The 20,645-nt window shown below is 46.7% G+C and carries 21 protein-coding genes and 1 rRNA gene; 13 read left to right on the plus strand and 9 right to left on the minus strand.

Translation table 11 applies throughout. From position 1 onward, the window contains the following. Window positions 1-14 precede the first annotated feature (14 nt). Entirely contained in the window at window positions 15-542 is a 528-nt protein-coding gene (locus BUA83_RS11660; RefSeq protein ID WP_072936463.1) for a hypothetical protein, read from the minus strand. Between the two features lie 286 nt (window positions 543-828). On the opposite strand from BUA83_RS11660, the gene BUA83_RS11665 reads away from it, so the two are divergent. Further along, entirely contained in the window at window positions 829-1,131 is a 303-nt protein-coding gene (locus BUA83_RS11665) for a hypothetical protein (protein ID WP_072936464.1), read from the plus strand. Between the two features lie 4 nt (window positions 1,132-1,135). After that, window positions 1,136-2,401 (plus strand): M18 family aminopeptidase, encoded by a 1,266-nt coding sequence (locus tag BUA83_RS11670; protein ID WP_072936484.1) that lies wholly within the window; start codon window positions 1,136-1,138, stop codon window positions 2,399-2,401. A gap of 129 nt (window positions 2,402-2,530) precedes the next feature. On the opposite strand, the gene BUA83_RS11675 is transcribed toward BUA83_RS11670, so the two are convergent. The 3 genes from BUA83_RS11675 to BUA83_RS11680 form a co-directional block, all read right to left on the minus strand. Further along, window positions 2,531-2,893, minus strand: a complete 363-nt coding sequence (locus BUA83_RS11675) for a hypothetical protein (protein ID WP_072936465.1) — start codon at window positions 2,891-2,893, stop codon at window positions 2,531-2,533. Between the two features lie 215 nt (window positions 2,894-3,108). Beyond that, window positions 3,109-3,357: a hypothetical protein gene (locus BUA83_RS12570; protein WP_144340541.1), complete on the minus strand. Its 249-nt coding sequence runs from the start codon at window positions 3,355-3,357 to the stop codon at window positions 3,109-3,111. A gap of 75 nt (window positions 3,358-3,432) precedes the next feature. After that, window positions 3,433-4,680, minus strand: a complete 1,248-nt coding sequence (locus BUA83_RS11680) for an autotransporter strand-loop-strand O-heptosyltransferase (RefSeq protein ID WP_072936466.1) — start codon at window positions 4,678-4,680, stop codon at window positions 3,433-3,435. A gap of 233 nt (window positions 4,681-4,913) precedes the next feature. Here BUA83_RS11680 and BUA83_RS11685 point away from each other — a divergent pair, with 233 nt between their 5' ends. The 3 genes from BUA83_RS11685 (at window position 4,914) to BUA83_RS11695 (ending at window position 8,191) form a co-directional block, all read left to right on the plus strand. Next, window positions 4,914-5,636 (plus strand): DUF6933 domain-containing protein, encoded by a 723-nt coding sequence (locus BUA83_RS11685; protein WP_072936467.1) that lies wholly within the window; start codon window positions 4,914-4,916, stop codon window positions 5,634-5,636. Between the two features lie 123 nt (window positions 5,637-5,759). Continuing rightward, the gene (hcp, locus tag BUA83_RS11690; protein ID WP_072936468.1) at window positions 5,760-7,388 is read left to right on the plus strand and encodes a hydroxylamine reductase; all 1,629 of its coding nucleotides are present in this window, start codon (window positions 5,760-5,762) and stop codon (window positions 7,386-7,388) included. A 20-nt stretch (window positions 7,389-7,408) separates the two neighbouring features. Then, entirely contained in the window at window positions 7,409-8,191 is a 783-nt protein-coding gene (locus tag BUA83_RS11695) for a 4Fe-4S binding protein (protein WP_072936469.1), read from the plus strand. A gap of 213 nt (window positions 8,192-8,404) precedes the next feature. Here BUA83_RS11695 and BUA83_RS11700 read toward each other — a convergent pair whose 3' ends face one another. Together BUA83_RS11700 and BUA83_RS11705 are read right to left on the minus strand one after the other, a co-directional pair. Then, on the minus strand, window positions 8,405-8,836 hold the full coding sequence (locus tag BUA83_RS11700) for a hypothetical protein (RefSeq protein ID WP_072936470.1): 432 nt from the start codon (window positions 8,834-8,836) through the stop codon (window positions 8,405-8,407). 128 nt (window positions 8,837-8,964) lie between these two features. Then, on the minus strand, window positions 8,965-10,524 hold the full coding sequence (locus BUA83_RS11705) for a protein kinase domain-containing protein (RefSeq protein WP_072936471.1): 1,560 nt from the start codon (window positions 10,522-10,524) through the stop codon (window positions 8,965-8,967). Window positions 10,525-10,756: 232 nt separating this feature from the next. Between BUA83_RS11705 and BUA83_RS11710 the strand changes: the two genes are divergently transcribed. Together BUA83_RS11710 and BUA83_RS11715 are read left to right on the plus strand one after the other, a co-directional pair. Continuing rightward, complete coding sequence (locus tag BUA83_RS11710; RefSeq protein ID WP_072936472.1) at window positions 10,757-11,155, plus strand: hypothetical protein; 399 nt, start codon at window positions 10,757-10,759, stop codon at window positions 11,153-11,155. A gap of 70 nt (window positions 11,156-11,225) precedes the next feature. Continuing rightward, window positions 11,226-11,540 carry a hypothetical protein gene (locus BUA83_RS11715; RefSeq protein WP_072936473.1) on the plus strand — a complete coding sequence of 105 codons (315 nt, stop codon included), beginning with the start codon at window positions 11,226-11,228 and terminating at the stop codon, window positions 11,538-11,540. Between the two features lie 92 nt (window positions 11,541-11,632). Here BUA83_RS11715 and BUA83_RS11720 read toward each other — a convergent pair whose 3' ends face one another. The 3 genes from BUA83_RS11720 to BUA83_RS11730 all read right to left on the minus strand — a co-directional run bounded on the left by BUA83_RS11720 (window position 11,633) and on the right by BUA83_RS11730 (window position 14,400). Further along, entirely contained in the window at window positions 11,633-12,427 is a 795-nt protein-coding gene (locus BUA83_RS11720) for an ABC transporter ATP-binding protein (protein WP_072936474.1), read from the minus strand. Then, the gene (locus BUA83_RS11725) at window positions 12,427-13,314 is read right to left on the minus strand and encodes an ABC transporter permease (RefSeq protein ID WP_072936475.1); all 888 of its coding nucleotides are present in this window, start codon (window positions 13,312-13,314) and stop codon (window positions 12,427-12,429) included. The genes BUA83_RS11720 and BUA83_RS11725 overlap by 1 nt, the downstream gene beginning before the upstream one ends. Before the next feature lie 78 nt (window positions 13,315-13,392). Next, a complete protein-coding gene (locus BUA83_RS11730) occupies window positions 13,393-14,400 on the minus strand; it encodes an ABC transporter substrate-binding protein (protein WP_072936476.1) in 1,008 nt (335 codons plus the stop codon). A gap of 211 nt (window positions 14,401-14,611) precedes the next feature. Between BUA83_RS11730 and BUA83_RS11735 the strand changes: the two genes are divergently transcribed. The 6 genes from BUA83_RS11735 to BUA83_RS11760 all read left to right on the plus strand — a co-directional run. Continuing rightward, the gene (locus tag BUA83_RS11735; RefSeq protein WP_072936477.1) at window positions 14,612-16,144 is read left to right on the plus strand and encodes a YifB family Mg chelatase-like AAA ATPase; all 1,533 of its coding nucleotides are present in this window, start codon (window positions 14,612-14,614) and stop codon (window positions 16,142-16,144) included. 11 nt (window positions 16,145-16,155) lie between these two features. After that, complete coding sequence (locus BUA83_RS11740) at window positions 16,156-17,415, plus strand: GspE/PulE family protein (protein WP_072936478.1); 1,260 nt, start codon at window positions 16,156-16,158, stop codon at window positions 17,413-17,415. After that, window positions 17,402-18,412: a type IV pilus twitching motility protein PilT gene (locus tag BUA83_RS11745; RefSeq protein WP_072936479.1), complete on the plus strand. Its 1,011-nt coding sequence runs from the start codon at window positions 17,402-17,404 to the stop codon at window positions 18,410-18,412. Before BUA83_RS11740 ends, BUA83_RS11745 begins: the two co-directional genes overlap by 14 nt. A gap of 24 nt (window positions 18,413-18,436) precedes the next feature. Continuing rightward, window positions 18,437-19,639: a type II secretion system F family protein gene (locus tag BUA83_RS11750; RefSeq protein WP_072936480.1), complete on the plus strand. Its 1,203-nt coding sequence runs from the start codon at window positions 18,437-18,439 to the stop codon at window positions 19,637-19,639. A gap of 11 nt (window positions 19,640-19,650) precedes the next feature. Then, on the plus strand, window positions 19,651-20,259 hold the full coding sequence (locus BUA83_RS11755) for a histidine phosphatase family protein (RefSeq protein ID WP_072936481.1): 609 nt from the start codon (window positions 19,651-19,653) through the stop codon (window positions 20,257-20,259). 245 nt (window positions 20,260-20,504) lie between these two features. Beyond that, window positions 20,505-20,645: ribosomal RNA gene (locus BUA83_RS11760) — 16S ribosomal RNA — on the plus strand; the annotation flags it as partial.

Here is a 20,645-nt window from a genome sequence, read left to right on the forward strand (position 1 = left end):
GGTAGAATAATATTTTAATGCCACTCTACACCCAATCCTGCTCTCGGATTGCGGAAATATTCCAGGACGGTACCGTCATCAAGATTCAGCACATTGTAGCTGTAGTCAACTATATCCGTGGGATCGGCTTCGTCAGAGGGGTTTGCTTTCACGTAAAGTATTCTTCTTCCATCAGGAGAAAGAGTGCATTGTCCTATATGTCCTGCGTTACCCGGGGCAAGACGCTGCAATGTATCGTGAGCGGTGCTGTTCAGCTGTTCGCCGTGATAAGAAAAATCTGCGGGCTCATCTGTTTCTGTCAGCCCGCAGAACGAACGCTTGTAGGCTTTCTGCTTGTTATAATCTTTGAGGACGATGCCCTCGTACGCATCAATTTTCTTGTATTCCTGTGATACGTCCAGCAGAGTCCATGAAAGCATCACTTTATAGGTTCCTGCCGCCAGCAGAAATACAATAAAAAGAACGTGCAGTCCAAGAATCAGACAGAAAAGACGGAATATGAACTTTGTAATTTTAGAGGTAATTCTGCTAAGGTTTGTCATGTCATATAAGTCCGTTCAGTATTATAGTTGGATTTTATGCAATGGTCTAATTATAGAAATACGAGGATGAAATTTTTATGAATATGCATTATAATGCATACAATCAAATTTGTCATAGGCAAACTTTCCTCTGTGGCATTTTGCCAATGGCATTAGCTTCGCGTCGCGCGAGGCAGGAGACATTCTCGCCGTCTGTTGTTTGCTTCAGCCCTAATTACAGAAGTGGGGGACATCTTTTGCCGAGTTATACTAATTACAAATGATGAAAGAACAGGAGGAATCTAAATTGGTCGGAACATCAATGGAAGTTACGGGATACGCTGAAAGAACGTATTCCAATAAGGACTGGGAAGGGAAATATCCCACCGAGAACGATTACCGTATGGCTCTTATCGGCAAGATTAACTGTGGAGATATGGTGAATCCAAAGGGAGAAATCGTTGGCGTTGAATCTGTGGAAAAGGGCATGACGATTACCTACTTCATGACAGGAAGCGTCGATACGGGCTGCTATGATGAGGGTGAAGCAGATGCATACGTAGCGCAGAAATGCAGCTTCGGTGAATTGTTTGATGTGGAATGGAACTGAAGGCATGAATACACAGGAACTTCTTAAATTTATAAAGAAAAGTACATCACCGTACCACACGGTAATGGCGGTGGAGAAAATACTGAAGGCTGCAAAGTTTCAGGAGCTTGCCTGGGGAAGGGCATGGAAACTTAAAGCAGGCGGGGCTTATTTTGTCAGCGTATTCGGGAGTGCGCTCATGGCCTTTCGCGTCGGAAGGAAAAAAGGAATGCTCCGCATTGCGGCAGCACATACGGATTTCCCGGGCTTTCGTGTTAAGCCTTCACCTGATATGAAGGAAGGCGGCTGCCTTATGCTGAATGTAGAGCCGTATGGCGGGCTTATACAGTCCAGCTGGCTTGACCGGCCCCTTTCGATTGCAGGAAGCGTTGCGCTTCGCGGAGAGAACGCTTTTCATCCTGTGACGCGGTATGTGGATTTTGGACGGCCGATTTTGACTATACCCCGGCTTGCTATACACATGGACCGAAAGGTCAATGATGGCGAAAAGCTGAACAGACAGACGGAGATGCTCCCGCTTGCCGCGCTGGACGGTGAGGAAATTTCAAAGGAGTTTTTCATCGAACAGCTGGCAGGAGAACTTGATTGCAGGTCGGACGATATTCTCTCCTATGACCTCACCGTGTACGCCTGTGAAGAGCCATGTGTGCTGGGCTTTGACAGAGCATTCATTTCTGCGCCGCGTTTGGATAATCTTACATCAGTAAAAGCCTGCATGGATGCGCTTTTGGACGCAAAAACAGAAAGCGGTATTACTGTTGCAGCCATGTTTGATAACGAAGAGGTTGGAAGCCGCACGAAACAGGGAGCAAATTCCGCTTTACTTGATGAGCTGCTTCGAAAAATTTACGAGAGCCTTGGCCGCGAAAATGAACGCTCACAGGATATTGCACAGGGCTTTCTTCTTTCCGTGGATGTAGCGCATGGATGGCATCCGAACTATTCGGGAAAAGCTGACCCGACAAATCGTCCGAAGCTTGGCGGCGGCTTTGCCATAAAGCAGGCTGCAAGCCAGTCCTATGTTGGGGATGCCGAGGCACAGGCAGTTGTAAAGGCATTGGCGGATGAAGCTTTTGCGCCGTATCAGACCTATGTGAACCGTTCAGATATCCCCGGCGGTTCGACACTTGGCTCCATGGTATCGGCAAATCTTTGCCTTAGAGGACAGGATATAGGTGTACCCATCCTTGCCATGCATTCCGCAAGGGAATTCATGGCAGCTGCAGACCAGGAAGCCCTTACGGATTTAATTACGAAATTTTTCGCGTAAAACTGACTGAATCCGGCATACAGCCTTTCATTAGGGTGAATGGCTGGCGGATTCACTGTTGTCCGCACAGATATTAAGTAAATAGGCATGCAAAAAGGGACTGTGAAAACGCAGTCCCTTTTGTGACGTTCAGATGTAATTTGATCCGGATTTGAAATATTTTGTTGGAGGTATGCAGTTCAGAGTTTTCTCCGTGTGTTTTGCATATCCAAGGAAATAGGCAATGGCGCCAATAAGTTTGCCAACATTTTCCTTCCATTCATCGGGGATTTGTCCGTTTCTTGCGATGCCGTTGTTTTCGGCAAAGAGCTCAATATCGTGAACAACGGCTGTTATTGGCGGTTCGCCTATGATGCAGAAGGCAGTAATTTTTCTGATGTTGATCGGAGTTGCCAGAGCGCTTATCAGCGTAGCTGTTGTTGAGTCATTTATGAACGGTGTGTCTCCGTAACGGTCCTTAAATGCTTCCTTGATAAGATTTTCTCGTGCCATGATTTTACCTCCCCTAAGTCAGTATAAAGAAGTTTCTGTTAAAATTATAACATATCAGGACGTTTTTTACTGACATAATAATGCTGCCTTGAAAATAAATTTATATATAGGGGATTTCTTTTTTGCTGTGTCTGTTCAGTCATATCGCCTCATTAAGGTATTGCACAATTCATTTCCGGTGTCAGGTACCATCCTTAAGCTATGCGTAGTTAAATTTACTGAAGTAATATTTCTACACCGCTCACTATCTCGTCAGGTTTTACCCGGCAAATACAATGACTATATTCCTTTTTGCACCCGCCATATCCCATCCATCCTGCACAATCACCTGCACGCTCATCGGGACAGCAAATCACATGATTCGTCTGCCAGGGAGCAAATCTCTGATTTGCACTGAATACTCCGGCTAAATCTCCACAAAAATCGTCCTCTTCCTGGGATACCATAACTACAGGTAGTCCCACAGCAGCCGCCATATACCCAAATGGTTTTGCAATTATATCCCTAACGCTTTCTGGTACCGCAGTAAAAAGATTACATTACTTGTTTTCGTTCGATAAATCGTGTCGAAGCCTCTCGATAGTCATTATAACTTGTTGAGGAGAAATAGACCGTGAACACTCAAAAGCCCTATCTGTCCCACGATGATATGGACAATGTTGAACATGTACCCATTCTGCACGAACGTCGTTAAAGCATCCATGGCATTTTGTGAAATTTTGAACACGATAAGGTGTGTCAAATTCAAACCAGGGCAGTGTAAAGCCTGATATCATAACAACAGGACATCCAGCTGCGTGCGCAAGCCAGGAAAGACCGCTGGAAAGTCCAACGAAAAAATCCGCATATGCCAAAAGATTTATGCGTTCAATCAAAGGAATATCGCCTGTAAAATCCTCAGCTTCGGCTGGAATTTTCGAGGAAATACCTTCATACACATTTTCACGGTCCCGGTCAATGCAGAGTACTCTATATCCGGCATCTTTTAAGTATGCAACAACCTCATCCCATCCTCTCGGATGATGCCAACCTTTCCACGTTCCGGAAGCCTGCACCCCAATACACACATAAGGCTCCTGTATAGCGCGGGATTTTGTTGGGATATACCTTACCGTCTGTAGTGTATATGGTGTACCCAAAACAGTTTTGCCGATTATTTCCATAGGCATTAGTCTGCTATCTACGGAAGCTCCTGCAAGAAAGTTCATCCATGTTCCGACGAAATACGATGCATAAGTTTTATCACTACGTGCATCTGCAAAAACCAGATCAGGATAATACCGCTTTGCGATATCGCGTAAATTTGCTGCCATAGAAACAATTGGTTTGCATTTCAGGCGTCGGATGAAATCAGACACATAAGGAAGCAGCGCAATTGCATCTCCAATTGCAGCGCTTGGAAATTTGAAGAAAACTTCCATTCCCATCGGATTGAATGTATGAGAAAAGATTTGCGTCCCTTGAAAGAAAATTTCTATTTGCCAAGGAATAAAAAACTTTTCAAAAGAAACGAGAATTACGCCCGATACGTCTTCATCAAAATAAATTTCTTCACTATCTGCATTCCCTATAACAACTCTGAGGGTATCTTCACCTAAGTTTGGAATCTGCATACGTAATCCGCAATTAAAATCAATTCTTAACCCTTCAAACTCTGTTTCTCCCAGAATCGTCTCCGGGGGTTCTGCAATTTCTTGAAACTTTTTCAGCCACGCTGACATAAGGGTCTGCGGGTAATTTTCATTCGAACATTTGAAGATGCGTATCGGAAAACGATCCTCCATCATCCATGGCCTCCTATAATATAAGATAGTCACCTTGAAATATTGTAACACAAATTGTATAAACAGAACTCGGCAAAAAGAATTCTGCTCCTATATAAATACAGATTTGAAAATAAATTTATATCATGCAGGAAAATCTTCTTTTTGGGCGAATATATTATATGCTGAGTATTTCCACAGGAGAGCAGGAAACGGTACAGAGGCATGAATCGTGTTAAAAAACATGGAGGTGCGGTATGGAGTTTGGACTGACGGATAAGCTGTGCAAGAAGATAAAGCTGGACACCCTGCAAAGGCCGGAGGAACAGGAAGCGGCTTTTTGCTGGGAAGTCAATTTTGATATCGCATTCCGCAAAATGATTATTTTTATCGTGAATGCGAGCAGCCGTTTTGCGGTTATCGCTTACGGAATTTCTCCGGGAGATTTGAGGAAGAATTTGCCGGGTATTGCAGAAGGACTCATCCGGCAGGCCATGAGGGACTGCATAGGGATTCCGGAGACTGCCATAGATGCCTATTTCGATGCGGCAGGAGAGGCCAAACTCACGAAGACGCATGGTAAAAAAGCGGTAGGAAATATGACGCGGCTTATGATGGATGCACCATGCTGGCGTGTGCCTGTTTTTACAGATATTGTGTATCAGGACGAAATGACAGATATTGCGAATCACGAGATTTTCAAGGACGGTCCCAGGGACAGGGATTACCGTGTTGTCATGGAGAAAATGGTAGATGATTTGATGAGGCTTGGGATTATTTCAAAGGAAAAGCGGAATATGCCAAGAGGAGCCAGCTATGCGCAGCTTAAGCAGGAAGTGATGAAGCTGCAGATGGGAGCAGAACCAAGCGAGGATGTTGCAGAGTACCTGCGCGGCGGCATAAATGAGTCGCGGTGGAAGCATATTTTGACTGAGGATGAAGCTATGGAGCTTCATAACAGACTTAATGAATTACGGTAAAAATTTTTACGGATTTTTTGAGCGGTAACATTTGTTACCGCTTTTTCTTTTGCTGTTTGTTAAGATTACAACATCAGAAAATGCATGGACAATGTAACCATAACTCGGCAGGAGGAATATGTAATGGAAAATCAGATGTTTTGCTATCAGTGCCAGGAAACTGCAGGCTGCGCGGGCTGCACAGTGCGCGGCGTGTGCGGAAAGACAGCAGAGACCGCACGCATGCAGGACTTGCTTATATATGTAACAAAGGGCATCAGCGAGGTGACGACGAAACTGCGAGGCGAGGGTAAAACAGTTTCCTCGGAAGTAGATGCGATGGTAAACGATAATCTTTTCACGACGATTACAAACGCGAATTTTTCCGAGGATGTTATCAGAGATTGTGTAGAAATGACGCTTTCTAAAAAGGAAGAGCTTTTGAAGGAGCTTGATTCAAAAGATGGGCTTCATGCTGCTGCACTTTGGCACGGAGAGCGCACAGTTTTCGACGCAAAGGCAAAAAACGTCGGAGTGCTCTCCACAGAAAACGAGGATATTCGAAGCCTGCGTGAGCTCATCACTTACGGACTCAAGGGATTGGCAGCTTATGTAAAACACGCGGATGCGCTTAAGGCTGACAGCAGGAAAATAGATGCATTTATCCAGTCCGCGCTGGCAAAACTTCTTGATGACAGTCTTGATGCGGAGGCGCTTACGGCGCTGGCTCTTGAAACAGGAAAATTCGGCGTTGACGGTATGGCACTTCTTGATGCGGCAAACACAGGGGCGTACGGCAATCCTGAAATAACAAAGGTAGACCTCGGTGTAAGAAAAAATCCGGGAATCCTTGTTTCGGGACATGATTTGAGGGATTTGGAGATGCTCTTGGAGCAGACGGAAGGCACGGGTATAGATGTTTACACCCACGGAGAGATGCTCCCCGCACATTATTATCCTGCATTCAAAAAATATAAGCACTTTGCAGGAAATTACGGAAACGCGTGGTGGAAGCAGAAGGAGGAATTTGAAGCCTTCAACGGCCCGATTCTTCTGACGACGAACTGCATCGTTCCCCCGAAGGATTCGTATAAAGACCGTCTTTTCACAACAAACGTGGTGGGGATGCCGGGTTGTCCCCATATAGACGGAGACTTCAACTATAAGGATTTTAGTCCGATTATAGAGCGTGCGAAAAAATGTCAGCCGCCTACAGAGCTTGAGACGGGTACAATAGTTGGCGGCCTTGCTCATGAGCAGGTATTTGCTCTGGCAGATAAGGTCGTTGAGGCAGTAAAAAGCGGAGCAATAAAAAAATTCGTTGTCATGGCAGGCTGTGACGGACGTATGAGGTCCCGTGAGTACTATCGTGAGTTTGCAGAGAAACTCCCAAAGGACACTGTTATTTTGACTGCAGGCTGCGCAAAATATAAATACATCAAATTGCCATTGGGAGATATTGGTGGCATTCCCCGTGTTCTGGACGCAGGCCAGTGCAACGATTCCTATTCTTTAGTGCGCATTGCGTTGAAGCTTTCCGAGGTTTTCGGTGTCGGCGTAAATGAGCTTCCGATTGTTTATAATATAGCGTGGTATGAGCAGAAGGCTGTTATAGTGCTTCTGGCGCTGCTTTCTCTGGGGGTTAAAAATATTCATCTTGGCCCTACGCTTCCGGCATTCCTTTCGCCAAACGTTGCAAATATACTGGTGGAAAACTTTGGTATTGGCGGAATTACAGATGTTGAAAGCGACCTTAAAACAATGCTCGCATAAGAAAGTGCAGGAAAAGTAAAATGATAAGAAAGATTGTTCAGATAAATGAAGAAAAATGTATAGGCTGCGGTCTGTGCGCATCAGCGTGTCATGAAAACGCTATACAAATGGTAGACGGAAAAGCCAGACTCGTAAAAGATGATTACTGCGACGGGCTGGGAGACTGTCTGCCTGCATGCCCAACGGATGCCATAAGCATTGTTGAGCGTGAAGCTGCGGAATATGACGCGGAGGCCGTGGCAAAAAGACAGGAAGCCATGCGCTCGGAGGCGGACGAGTGGGATGCGGCAGGGATGGCCGCAGGTGCCGGCACAATGGACTTTGAGCCTGAACCGGAGACTTTTTACGGATGCCCCGGAACACAGGCGAGAGCTATAGGAAGAGCAGAAAGCGCTGTCGCAGCGGCATCACCGGAGCCTGCTGCTACTGCAAAAAGCGAACTTCGCCAGTGGCCTGTGCAGATACAGCTTTTACCTATAAAGGCACCGTTTTATGAAAATGCTAATCTTTTGATAGCTGCGGACTGCACAGCATACGCCTATGGGAATTTTCATGAGGATTTCGTAAAAAATCACATTGTACTCGTCGGCTGCCCGAAGCTTGATCCTGTTGAGTACTCGGAAAAGCTCACTGCTATTCTTGAGCAGAATAATATCAGGAGCGTCCATGTAGTGCGCATGGAGGTTCCGTGCTGCGGAGGAATTGAGATGGCGGCCAAGCGCGCCATGCAGATGAGCGGCAAATGGATTCCCTGGCGAGTCACAACCATCAGTATCGATGGTAAAATTATTGAAGAAACATAATCCAATTAAAGTTTAACTTTTAGACTTATTGACATTTTGACTTTAATAATATATCATAATAACTGTGGTGAGAAATTGTGAATTTCTTACTGAGATAAAGCCCCCCTCTCCGTGTTTTCACGGTTGAATACTAAGACGCCCTGCAGCTTTGCCGCAGGGCGTCATTTTTGTGTTTCCTTATTCTTCATCCCAGAAAACTACCGCGGCTGCGTATCAGCCGAGCAGAGGTGTCAATGATAAGTCACTTAAAATGCAATTTGTTCTTTCTACGGATAGCTTTTTATTAAGCGCGTAGATTATGACCTTATCCCAATTGTTCTTGGCATACAGTTTGTTTACTCTGCCATAATACAGCAAATGCTCTGTTTCAACACGGGAAAGCTTCATAGCTATGGAAAGCGCTAAAAGCTTTGCTCTTCCCGGTTGTTTTTTGTCTCCTGAAAAAATATGATACGCATACGCCTGATCAATGCAGGAAGCATTGATAATGTCATTTTTTTTGAGATTATGCTCCTGTAGAAGTTGATTTAGATATTCAGCGACAGTCACATCAGAGAGCGTGTTTTCATCAAAATCCAATACGTCTTCTATTTCATCAGCTCGTGACAGTGCATTCTCAAGCTCTTGAGTACTGCGTTCCTCCATGATAAGTTCCCCTCTTGTTGAATGAAAGCTATACACTAAAGGATAACATAAAATTAAGCAGCCGTGTTGTCCTGCGCGGACAACACGGCTATATTGATTTTTGACTGAAGATGGAGACGATTTCCTTATTAAATATCCTTTATAAAATTTATCCTTACAGAGGTGCTTACTATAGTTTGCTTGAGTCCGGTAGGGATGTTGATGCGTGGGGTGAAATATATATCAATACAATCATCACCTGAGTACATAAATCTGGCGGTTGTTTTCATGCCTGAGAGACTATATACCAAAGCATATGATTCACCGGGAGGCAGGTCGGGGAAGGAACGTATATCATGATGGGCATAATCCGAAAGCCTTCCGTAATTTATTTCTACCTCGGGATTTTCCCAGGTTGTAGTTTGTGAATTGTTGGTGAATATTACCTCTACAGCATAGTCGTCAGGGAAAGTTATTTCCCTGTATAAGGGTGTTTCAAGCGGGCTGCTTGCCCATGTTGAATATTCGCTGTATGGAATTTCCTCGCTATTCGCCACGGTTCCACGGTGAGGAGAGTTATGACGGAGACTTGCTGTCATATCGATAAAATCAAAACCTGATTCCTTAAAAGAATGACTCTCGCTGCTTTTTTCGGCATTATCAACGGCGGATTTAGTGCTGCCGGGCTTCTCGGTTATCGTTGTTTCAACGGAGGATTGACTTTTTGCCTCCTTATTTGTGACTGCATCTTTCACAGCAGGGCTACTCTTTTTTTCGTCCTGCTGAGTGGAATGCGTTGTTTCAGCAGAGGTTTGATTTTTTTCCTCCTTGGTTGGCCCCGATTCTTTAGCAGCAGGCTGAACCTTTTCTTCATTCTGCTGAGAGGAATATTTCTGTTCGTGCTTTTGTTCCTCTGTTGGCTTGGCGGACATGGGGAACAATACGAATTTAATCAGAAGCAATGTCGGTATCGCCAAAAGTAATAATCCACCCAATATCTTAATAAGTCGGGCATAAGACAAAGCACGAAGTATTTCATAGGCACTTTGGTATCTATTATCCGGGTCAAAGGCACGACATTTGCGTACAATCTTCTTCAGCATAAAAGGACTGTCGGCAGGCAGGACCTTATCAAAGGTTACACCAAGGGCATAAATGTCACTGCGTACATCCGTAGTGGCGTAGCCAAACTGCTCGGGAGGCGCGTAGCCTTTTGTGCCAAGGAGGACTGTGTCAGAGGTTTTTCCTCTGTCCGAGGAAGCAAGGCGTGCAGAATCAAAGTCGACAAGTACAGGGCTGCCATCCTCTTTTATGACAATATTTGAAGGCTTTATATCTCTATGAATAATTCCGAGAGCATGTAAATCCTTTAATCCACGGCAAAATTCCTTGAACAGTGTTACGCCTTTTGAAGGTGTGATTTTTCTGTCATTGATAAAAGCCTCCAAAGTTTTTCCTTGAATAAACTCCTCAATGACAAGCGTATATTTCTGATCTTTATCTTCATGAAGCAGATGAATTTTAGGCCAAAAACGTGATGGATTGTCTTTTAATAGCTTAATGGGCAGACCGGTATTGTATATGGTCTTCATTACAGCCAGATTTCCATCTGTGTCGTAAACCAGCCATACTTCGCTTTTTTCACTTTTCTTGATAAGCTGAATTTTTATGTACTGCTCCTGCAGATATTCCAGTGTCAATGGATCCATCTCAGAGACCTCCACTTGGGTTCTTGATATTATCTTTACAGAAAAATTAAAGTTTTGCAAGCGTTGGCAACTGTTTGTGCGGTGTTCTGCCGGGACAACAAAATAGTGTTGAATTGTGACATAATCATATCAATAGAATAAGTGATGAGCTTGGAGGGATGCGTGAAAGCTGGTGTTTTGCAAATTGTTTTTAAAATTTAAGGAAATAATAGTTTGTGAAGGGGGATTTATTATGTTAAAGAAAGTTATTTCAAGTTTAATCATAGGGGCAGCAATTATTGGAACAGCCCCTATGGTGACAGATGGAGCATTGGGAATATCAGTGACTGAAGCAAGTGTAAACATAAACGTAGACCGTAGCTCAGCCTGGTATGACCAGGAAAACCAGGTATTTGGTGCAGCTGTGAGTATTAATGGTGGAGAATATCAGTCAAGAATGTATAAAAAAGAGCGCAACTCAGGTGGAACAGACATCTATATGCGGTTTAGCGCTGATGAAGAATGGGTATTTATAGGTGTTTATACTGGTGGTGCTGCCGGCTATCATTTCGCGGATTCTGATGAGAAAATGATTTTTATTAAGGTAGCAAATGTAGCGGCCCAAAGTGCGGGATACGATAAAATGTTTTGATTTCTAGTATTAGTAACGAAAATTTTAGAGGATAATATTTATATTTAAGAAAGTTTTAGCGAGTATCTTGTTGGGCGTAGCATCGGCTGTTTTATCGCCAATCGCGTATAGTCCTGTAGCAGAGGCAGGGATTATATCTGTTGATTGCGGTGGTGCGCAGTGGGAAGTAACTATTGATGACGAATCTGTTCTAATGATAGGAAAAAATCATGCGCATGTATCCATTAAGAGATATTGTTTAGACATGGGGCATCCGTTGGCTCCTCAGGTTGCAGACGTTATGTGGGGAGCAGGGTATGTGTGCAATGATTTGAATACCGGAAAGCCGATTGGGCCAGCCAACGTTGCCTTGGCTATTGCTAATTATATGAGTGCCAATTATTAAAGTAGTTGATGTATTTCTTGTTTCATTGATTTTGCAAATAAAAAAGCTTCCGCATTAAACAATTTGCTTAATGTGGAAGCTCTTTTTTATGTTCAGCTCAAAAGCAGGCTGTCGCTTGTGAGCTCGCTGCCGGCGGCTTTTTCGAACATTGCCAGCAGATCGGGGACGGTGAGGTTTTTCTTTTCCTCGCCTTTGACGTCAATCAGAATTTTTCCGTCGTACATCATTATGAGACGGTTGCCGCAGCGCAGGGCATCACGCATGTTATGGGTAATCATGAGCGTGGTGAGGTGGCGTTCGCCTACGATTTTTGTTGTGATGTCCAGTACCTTTTCGGCAGTTTTCGGATCCAGAGCAGCCGTGTGCTCATCCAGAAGAAGGAGCTTCGGGTTTGCCATGGTTGCCATGAGCAGTGTGAGTGCCTGCCTCTGTCCGCCTGAGAGAAGGCCGACCTTTGATTCGAGACGGTCTTCAAGGCCGAGCTTTAACGGAGCTAACAGCTCACGGAATTTTGTGCGGTTGCTCTCAGGAGCGCTCCAGCGGAGCGTGGGCATTTTGCCGCGCCTTGAGGCGATGGCAAGATTTTCTTCAATCATCATGCCTGCGGCAGTGCCCATCATGGGGTCCTGGAAGACACGTCCGATATATTTTGCACGGCGGTGCTCAGGCCATGATGTGATGTCTTCGCCGTCAATGGATATAGAGCCGCGGTCAACGGGAAAGGTGCCGGCGATGGAGTTCATCAGCGTAGATTTTCCTGCGCCGTTTCCACCGATGACTGTAACGAAATCTCCATCATCAAGATGCAGGGATACATCTACAAGCGCGATTTTTTCGGTTATAGTGCCGGGATTAAAGGTTTTGGCGATATGTACTATGTCCAGCATTATTTCGCGGCCTCCTTCCACTGCTTTGCTTTATATTTTGCCTGCAAAAGCGGCAGACCGAGTGCTATTGCAACAAGGATGGCCGTGAAGAGCTTCAGGTCGTTTGGCGGCATGCCAAGCTCCAGTACCAGCGCAATTACTATACGGTAAACGACAGAGCCGAGCACGACAGATACGAGACAGCGCCAGAAGCATTTTGTACCGAAAAGGACCTCGCCTATAATGACGGAAGCAAGTCCGATGACGATTGTTCCTACACCCATGCCAACGTCAGCAAAGCCGTTGCTCTGAGCGACAAGCGCACCGCAGATGGCGACGAAGGCGTTGGAGATAAGAAGTCCGAGGACTATTGTGACATCTGTATTGACTCCGTTTGCACGTATCATGTTCGGGTTGAAGCCGGTTGCGCGGATTGCCGCACCGATTTCTGTTCCGAAGAACCAGTAGCACAGGAGGCAGAGAAAAAGAGTTGCCGCCGCGCCCACGATGAGTGTAACGAGCTGCCTGTCGTCGGATATAAAGGAAAACTTTGTAAAAACTGTATCAATCTGCAGTAGGGAAAGATTTGCTTTTCCCATGACATGGAGATTGACCGAGTAGAGCGCAATCATCGTGAGAATGCCGGCGAGAAGCGCAGGTATTTTAAGTTTTGTTGTAAGAAGACCTGTGATGATGCCTGCAAGCATTCCGGCAACAGCAGCAACAAGGATGGCGGTAAAAGGGTCAGAGCCCTTTACAAGACACGCAGAGGCTGCAGCTGCGCCAAGAGGGAAGCTGCCTTCTACGGTGAGGTCGGCTATATCCAGCACGCGGAACGTGAGGTATACGCCGAGTGCGAGGATGGACCATAAGAGGCCCTGTGATAATGTAGGTATTATTAAATCCAAGATTGCATTTCCCCTAAGTTTTTTCTAAAAAGACCGCCTTCCCACATGTCGAGGGAAGGCGGAATTTGTTTGCGGTAATCAGAAGGTTTCCGCGCCTTTAAGCACGTCTTCCGGAATCTTGACTCCAAGGCGCTCTGCATCAGCCTTGTTGACGAAGACCTTGAGGTCCTTGGCAAGCTGAATCGGCATTGTTGCCGGTTTGCCTTTGCCTTCGAGGACATCGGCTGCCATTTCGCCTGTCTGCAGACCGAGCTTGTAGTAATCAATACCGTATGTGATGAGGCCGCCTGCCTTGACCATATTCGGCTCTCCGCAGATGACACCCTTCTTTGCTGCATCGGTGATGGCAACGAGTGTCGGCATTGCGGAAGCGATGATGTTGTCCGTCGGCTCATAGAATACGTCAACTTTTCCGACGAGGCTCTGTGCTGCCTGCTGAATGTCGTTGACTGTGGAGATAGTTGCTGTTTCAACCTTGAGACCCTTGGATTCGGCATATTCCTTCATAGCCTTGACCTGAACCTCGGAGTTGACCTCGCTGGAGCAATAAACAACGCCTACTGTCTTGGCATTAGGATAAATCTTCATGAGAAGGTCTACCTGCTCTTTTATCGGGTTCATATCGCTTGTTCCGGTGACATTGCCTTTAGGCGCTTCGTTGGAAGCTGCAAGCTTTGCACCTACATAGTCGGTGATAGCTGTGCCGACTATGGGAATATCCTTTGTCATGTTCGCTACTGTCTGGGCAGCAGGTGTAGCGATGGCGCAGATAAGGTCAACCTTATTGTTGACAAAGCGCTGTCCTATGTTCTGCAGATTCGACTGGTCTGCCTGTGCATTCTGACGGTCGATAGTGATGTTTTTTCCTTCCTCGAAGCCGCGTTTCTTAAGCCCATCCACGAAGCCCTTGTTTGCGGCGTCGAGAGCATTGTGCTCAACCAGCTGTACAATACCGATCTTATGCTGTTTTTTCTCTGCGGATTGCTTGTCTGACGACGATCCACCGCCGCAGCCTGCAATGATTCCTGCTGCGAGAACCGCTGTCAGGCCCATGGCAATTTTCTTTAGTTTCTTCCCCATGAACATAAATGTTCCACCTCTCCATACATATGTTTATTTTTATGTAACATAAAGATATTATACATTGTAAACTTGTAATAGTCTATATAAAATCCGTAATCGGTGGACATTCTTTGCAAAAATTTTTGTATTTTTTCAGAAAATAGAAGGTATTTTGTTTCAAATGACGAATTTAACTAATTGTGTTTGCAATTGGAAAAATTTGGAGGCGGGGTTATTGTTTTCAAGGACGTATGGAGCGACAACGCTGGGCGTCAACGGTGTACTTATTGATGTGGAGGTAGATGTTTCCTCAGGGTTTCCACAGTTTGATGTGGTGGGGCTTCTTGATACAGCGGTTAAAGAATCAAGAGAACGTGTCAGAACAGCAATAAAAAATTCGGGTATTCAGATGAAGGCTGAAAGGGTGACAATCAGCCTGGCACCTGCGGATATAAGGAAGGACAGCTCGGGGCTTGACCTACCGATTGCTGTAGGTCTCCTGGCAGGATATGGGATTGTGCCGACGGAAAGGACAAAGGGATGCCTTTTTGCCGCGGAGCTTTCATTGGAAGGAGAGCTCAGGGGCATTCATGGTATTCTTCCTATGGCTGTGCATGCAAGAGAACAGGGTATTGAAACAATGTTTGTATCGCCTGCGAATGCGAAGGAGGCCTTGCTTGTGGATGGGCTTAAGGTTTATGCTCCCGCAACACTGGCAGAGCTTGTCGCGTTTTTGACGGGACGCGCTGAATGCGAGCCCGCAAAGGCTGAGTCGATTTCGGAAAACGATGATGCATCTGGTATAGAGGATTTTTCTGATGTACAGGGACAGTTCATGGCTAAGCGTGCATTGGAAATAGCGGCGGCAGGAGGGCACAATGTTCTGATGGTTGGCGCGCCAGGGGCAGGGAAAACTATGCTGGCGCGCAGGCTTCCGTCGATTCTTCCGGTAATGACGAAGCAGGAGGCATTGGAGGTTACTAAGATATACAGTATCGCTGGGCTTTTGGGACAGAATGGAGGCCTTATTACTGAGCGCCCCTTCAGAAGTCCGCACCATACAACGTCTGCCGCTGCCATAATCGGAGGGGGAAGTGTGCCGAGACCGGGGGAGGTAACACTGAGCCACAACGGTGTTTTGTTTCTGGATGAGCTGCCTGAGTTTGCAAAGGCAGTGCTTGAGGTGCTGCGGCAGCCGTTGGAGGATGGCGTTGTAACGGTTGCCAGGGTGAATGCGACGCTGACTTTTCCGTCGCGTATGATTCTCGTCGCGGCAATGAATCCGTGCCCATGCGGCTGGGCAGGGGACAAGGATCGTGTCTGTAACTGCACGCCAAACGAAATTAAACGGTATACGAGGAAGATATCAGGGCCTCTCCTGGATCGTATTGATATACATATCCGTGTGCCAAGAGTTGAGTACAAGGACCTTACATCCGTTAAAAAATCTGAGAGCTCGGCGGCGATAAGAAAACGTGTCATGGCGGCAAGAGAGATTCAGCTTGAAAGGCTAGCTTCGTGTCATGCGTACTGCAACGCACAGATGAACCATGCGGCACTGCAGAAGACCTGCGTGCTGACCGAGAGCGCCAAGAAGCTTTTGGAGCAGGTCTTTTCAAAGATGAAGCTGTCGGCCCGCTCCTATGACCGGATAATAAAGGTGGGGCGCACAATAGCGGATTTAGATAAGTCGGCAAATATTGAAGACCGCCATATTGCAGAGGCTGTGCAGCTTCGAAATGACCTTGGTCTTGGCATTGATTCATGAGGATGTGAATTATGGACAACAGGATGAAGGACATTATAGGAAGGGCACTTCTTGCGGCAAGGCGGCGCGGAGGTTCGGAGGGCTTTATGCCTGACGGGGCTGCGGCACCCGTGGTGGCCCTTGTGGATGATATTATTCGTGAGGCATTGGATAGACACGCCAGCGATATTCATATTGAGCCGCTGGAAGGAGGCCTGCGCATCCGTTACCGCGTGGACGGTGTGCTTGAGACAGCAGAGGATGAGATACCACGGGAGCTTTCGGAGATGGTACAGGCTCGGGTAAAGGTCATGGCAGGTCTCAACACCACAGAGCATTATCTTCCGCAGGATGGGCGGTTTACGTGGAAGAACGGCGCTTTTGAGGTGGACGTGCGCGTATCAACGATGCCTGTCATGCGGGGAGAAAGTCTGGTTTTAAGACTTCTGACGGGAGCAAGGGAGTTCCGTACGATTGAAGAGCTGGGCTTCCTTCCTGAAAATGAAAAGCTTTTTCGGGAATGGTGCAGGGTTCCGTACGGGCTTTTGATTCTCTGCGGTCCTGTAAACAGCGGAAAATCTACGACGCTTTACGCAGCGCTGCATGCATTGAATACGAGCGGAAGAAATATAGTAACCATAGAGGACCCCGTGGAATGCCGCATTGAGGGAATAAATCAGATGCAGGTAAACGCGAGGACCGAGCTTACCTTTGCTAAGGGCCTGAGAGCTCTGCTTCGTCAGGACCCGGATGTATGCATGGTCGGAGAAATAAGGGATGAGGAGACTGCAGAGGCAGCGGTGCGCGCTGCTCTTAGCGGACGTCTGCTCTTTACTACACTTCATACGGACAGTGCGGCAGGAGCTGTGTTCCGGCTTCTGGATATGGGGATTCCGTCGTATCTTTTGGCGGCGGCGCTTTTGGGAATCGTGGCTCAGCGCCTCGTCAGAAGACTCTGCCCGACCTGCAGGGAGGCCTATGAGGTGAAGGAAGGCAGCCGTGAAGCCGCGCTTCTTGGAGAGCTTTATCACCCGGGAGTAAAGCTGTGGCGGGCTAAAGGCTGCGACGAATGCCGCAATACCGGTTATCAGGGAAGAATTGCAGTGCATGAGCTTTTGCGTGTTACTCCTGCAGTGCGTCAGGCAGTTATCGACCGGATGAACAGAGGAGAGCTTAAAAGGCTGGTGGCGGAAGAAGGACTTGTTTCTCTTATGTCCGACGCAGTGAAAAAAGCATTGGCAGGACACACTTCTATGGAAGAGATTGGACGTGTTATACATGGAGGATTTTAATATCGAAACATGGGAGAAGCTCTGTCACGAAGCGGAACGTCTTGAAGCATCTGACCTGCATATAGCCGCAGGTCAGCCTGTTTTTCTGCGTGTGGACGGGGAACTCAGGCGGCTTGAGCTTCCGTTCCCAAGCGCGGCATTTTTACATGGCCTGATTGAGAAAATTGCTTCGGAAAAACAGCTTGCGTACCTGAATGAAAATAGGGAACTTGATTTTTCGTGGACCTTCGGGGAAAGAAGGTTCCGTATCAATGCCTTTTATCAGCAGGGGAAGCCTGCGCTGGCATGCCGGCTTATACCCAAAAGTATACCGACACTTGAGGACATAGGTGCTCCAAGGGTGTTTGAACGTCTTTTGGCGAAAAGGCACGGACTGATACTTGTCTGCGGTGCGACAGGCTCAGGCAAAACGACGACACTTGCCGCGTTCCTTAATACAATTAACCGCACACGTTCGGAGCATATCCTGACGCTGGAGGATCCTGTGGAATTTGTATTTTCGTCAGATAAGAGTCTGGTTCAGCAGCGCTCATACGGAGAAGATTTCTTCTCCTTTGCGGGGGCAGTAAAAAGCTCGCTTCGTGAAAATCCTGACATCCTCCTTGTGGGCGAGCTTCGTGATGCGGATGCGGTGGCTGCGGCGCTTCACGCGGCAGAGACAGGCGTACTTGTACTGGCAAGCCTTCATACGCATACCGCGGCAGAAGCCGTAATAAGACTTGAAGGCTTTTTCCATGCAGCTCAGCAGGATGAAATACGCATGCAGCTTTCACTGGTATTGGAAGCGGTCATAACGCAGCAGCTTCTTCCTGCAAAAACTGGAGGGCGCGTTGCGGCATCGGAGGTGCTGTGCGCTACACCGGCTGTAAGGAGCCTCATAAGAAGCGGTAAGGTACAGCAGCTTGAAACAATAATGATGGCAGGCAGCAAAGAAGGAATGCAGACAATGGGGCAGGCAATTGAAAAGCTTGCCGTACAGGGAAAGCTTGCACCTTAATTTTTACAGGGGAATGAACTATAATTGAATTTCATATATGAAGCAAAAACAGAGGAAAATATAATCCGCAGAGGCAGTATAACGGCAGACTCTGAACGTGATGCAGCCAGAATACTGCAGCTGCAGGGGCTTTTTGTTACCCGTCTCCTTCCTGCGTGGCGGAAAAATGCGCGGATTTCATTAAAGAAGAGTCATCCGAAATTTGTTGTCAGCTTTTTCCGTCAAACGGCGGTAATGCTGAAAGCGGGGATAACCCTGAGCGGCGCGATGGAAGCACTGCTTCGGCAGAAACAGACTGAAAAAGAAAAAGAAGTTATTTCCGGAATGTACCGAAGCATCAGAGCAGGAGGAACGCTGGCATCTGCCATGAAGGCGTACCCTGCATGGTTCCCAAAATCTGCGGCAGCTGTTGTGCACGCAGGGGAGGAAAGCGGTACCCTTGACCGTCTGCTGGCCAAAATTGCAGATGTTATGGGCAGGCAGTATGATATGAAAGAAAAAAGAATGACATTGCTTGCGTATCCTGCTATTCTTTTTCTGACGTCATTTTTCGCCGCAGTATTTCTTCTTACATTTGTATTTCCGGTTTTCGTATCATTTTTTGAGGAAATGCATACAGCGCTTCCGTGGCCTACGCGGCTTGTGCTTGGAATATACGGAGGACTTCGTGATTATGGAGCATTTATTGCGGCAGGATTGGCGGTATTCGCAGCCGCGGCTGCGATGAAATACAGGAAAAAACGAATCAGGGAACGGGTGGATTTTGCAATGCTTCGTATTCCTGTTCTCGGAAAACTTTTCCTGTACCAGGAGCTTTCAAAAATTGCGGGAATCCTTGCAGTTCTAATAGAAAGCGGCATTGTTATGAACAGGGCACTTGATATAACCGCAGAGACAACTGACAATGCATATATATGTATGGCATCGGGGCGTGCCGCAAGAGACATAGAAAAAGGCTTCACGCTGTCGGCTTCTCTTGAAAAAGCGGAAATCTTTCCGGAGCTGTTTCTTAACCTTATAAATACGGGAGAACGCACGGGCTCTCTGGAGGAAATGCTTTATCGGCTGGCTGCGGCGTATGAAGAGGAGAGTGAAAGACTCTCCGGGCGCATGCATACGTTGATTGAACCGTTTATGGTACTGACAGCGGGCGGCGTTATCGGGACACTGATTTTTGCAATAGCGCTTCCGATTCTCGATATGATGACGAGCCTCAGCGGTTCCTAGGAGGAATATGTATGATGAAAATGATTCTGGTCAGACACGGCCAGACCGAATGGAATCTTTTGGGAAAATATCAGGGACAGTCAGACACAGCACTGTCGGAAAAAGGAAGACAGCAGGCGGAGCTTCTCGCAAAGAATTTTCCTGGCGACCACGTGGATGCGGTTTATGCCAGCGACCTTAAACGAGCCTTTGAAACAGGAGAAAAGATAGCAGGGCGTTTCGGATGCCCGATTATTCCTGAGAAGGGACTGCGTGAATTTCATTTCGGCGAATGGGAAGGACACACATACGAAGAGATTGTCAAAAAATGGCCCGAGGAAGCAGCTAATTTTTTCGGGGCGCCTGAGAAGCTTCAGACACCCGGAGGAGAAACATTTTCCATACTGCAGGAGCGTGCAATGAAAACAATCAACCGCATTCGTGAAATAAACGAAGGGAAAATTGTCTGCGTTGCAGCACACGGCGCGATAATAAAAACGATACTAGCATCACTCATGCACATACCGCTGCATTACCTCTGGGCAATACGTCAGGACAATACAGCAGTGAACATTCTGCGGTTTGATGACGACTATGTTTCCATAGAACTGATCAACAGTACTGAGCATTTGAGAAAATAAATTTAAAAAAGTGCTTGACGAACCTTTGACAAAGAGGTAATATATAGAAGCTGACTCGTGAGCACGGCTCCGATGAAGCGCAAGGTGTTCCTTGAAAACTAAACAATGCAGAAATGAATCATCTATTGATTCAAGCCAGATGTCGGGCATGAAGCGAAGCTTCATGAACCAACAATTTCTAAAGAGAAAAGCGAAAGCTTTAGACTCAAAAGATTATAGAGAGCCAAACAGGTTCTTCAATAAGTATATTGGAGAGTTTGATCCTGGCTCAGGACGAACGCTGGCGGCGTGCTTAACACATGCAAGTCGAACGGGGCGATTTAAAAGCTTGCTTTTGATGAGCCTAGTGGCAAACGGGTGAGTAACGCGTAGGCAACCTGCCCTCA

Origin of the sequence: Schwartzia succinivorans DSM 10502 (assembly GCF_900129225.1) — a bacterium.
GTDB classification, from domain to species: domain Bacteria; phylum Bacillota; class Negativicutes; order Selenomonadales; family Selenomonadaceae; genus Schwartzia; species Schwartzia succinivorans.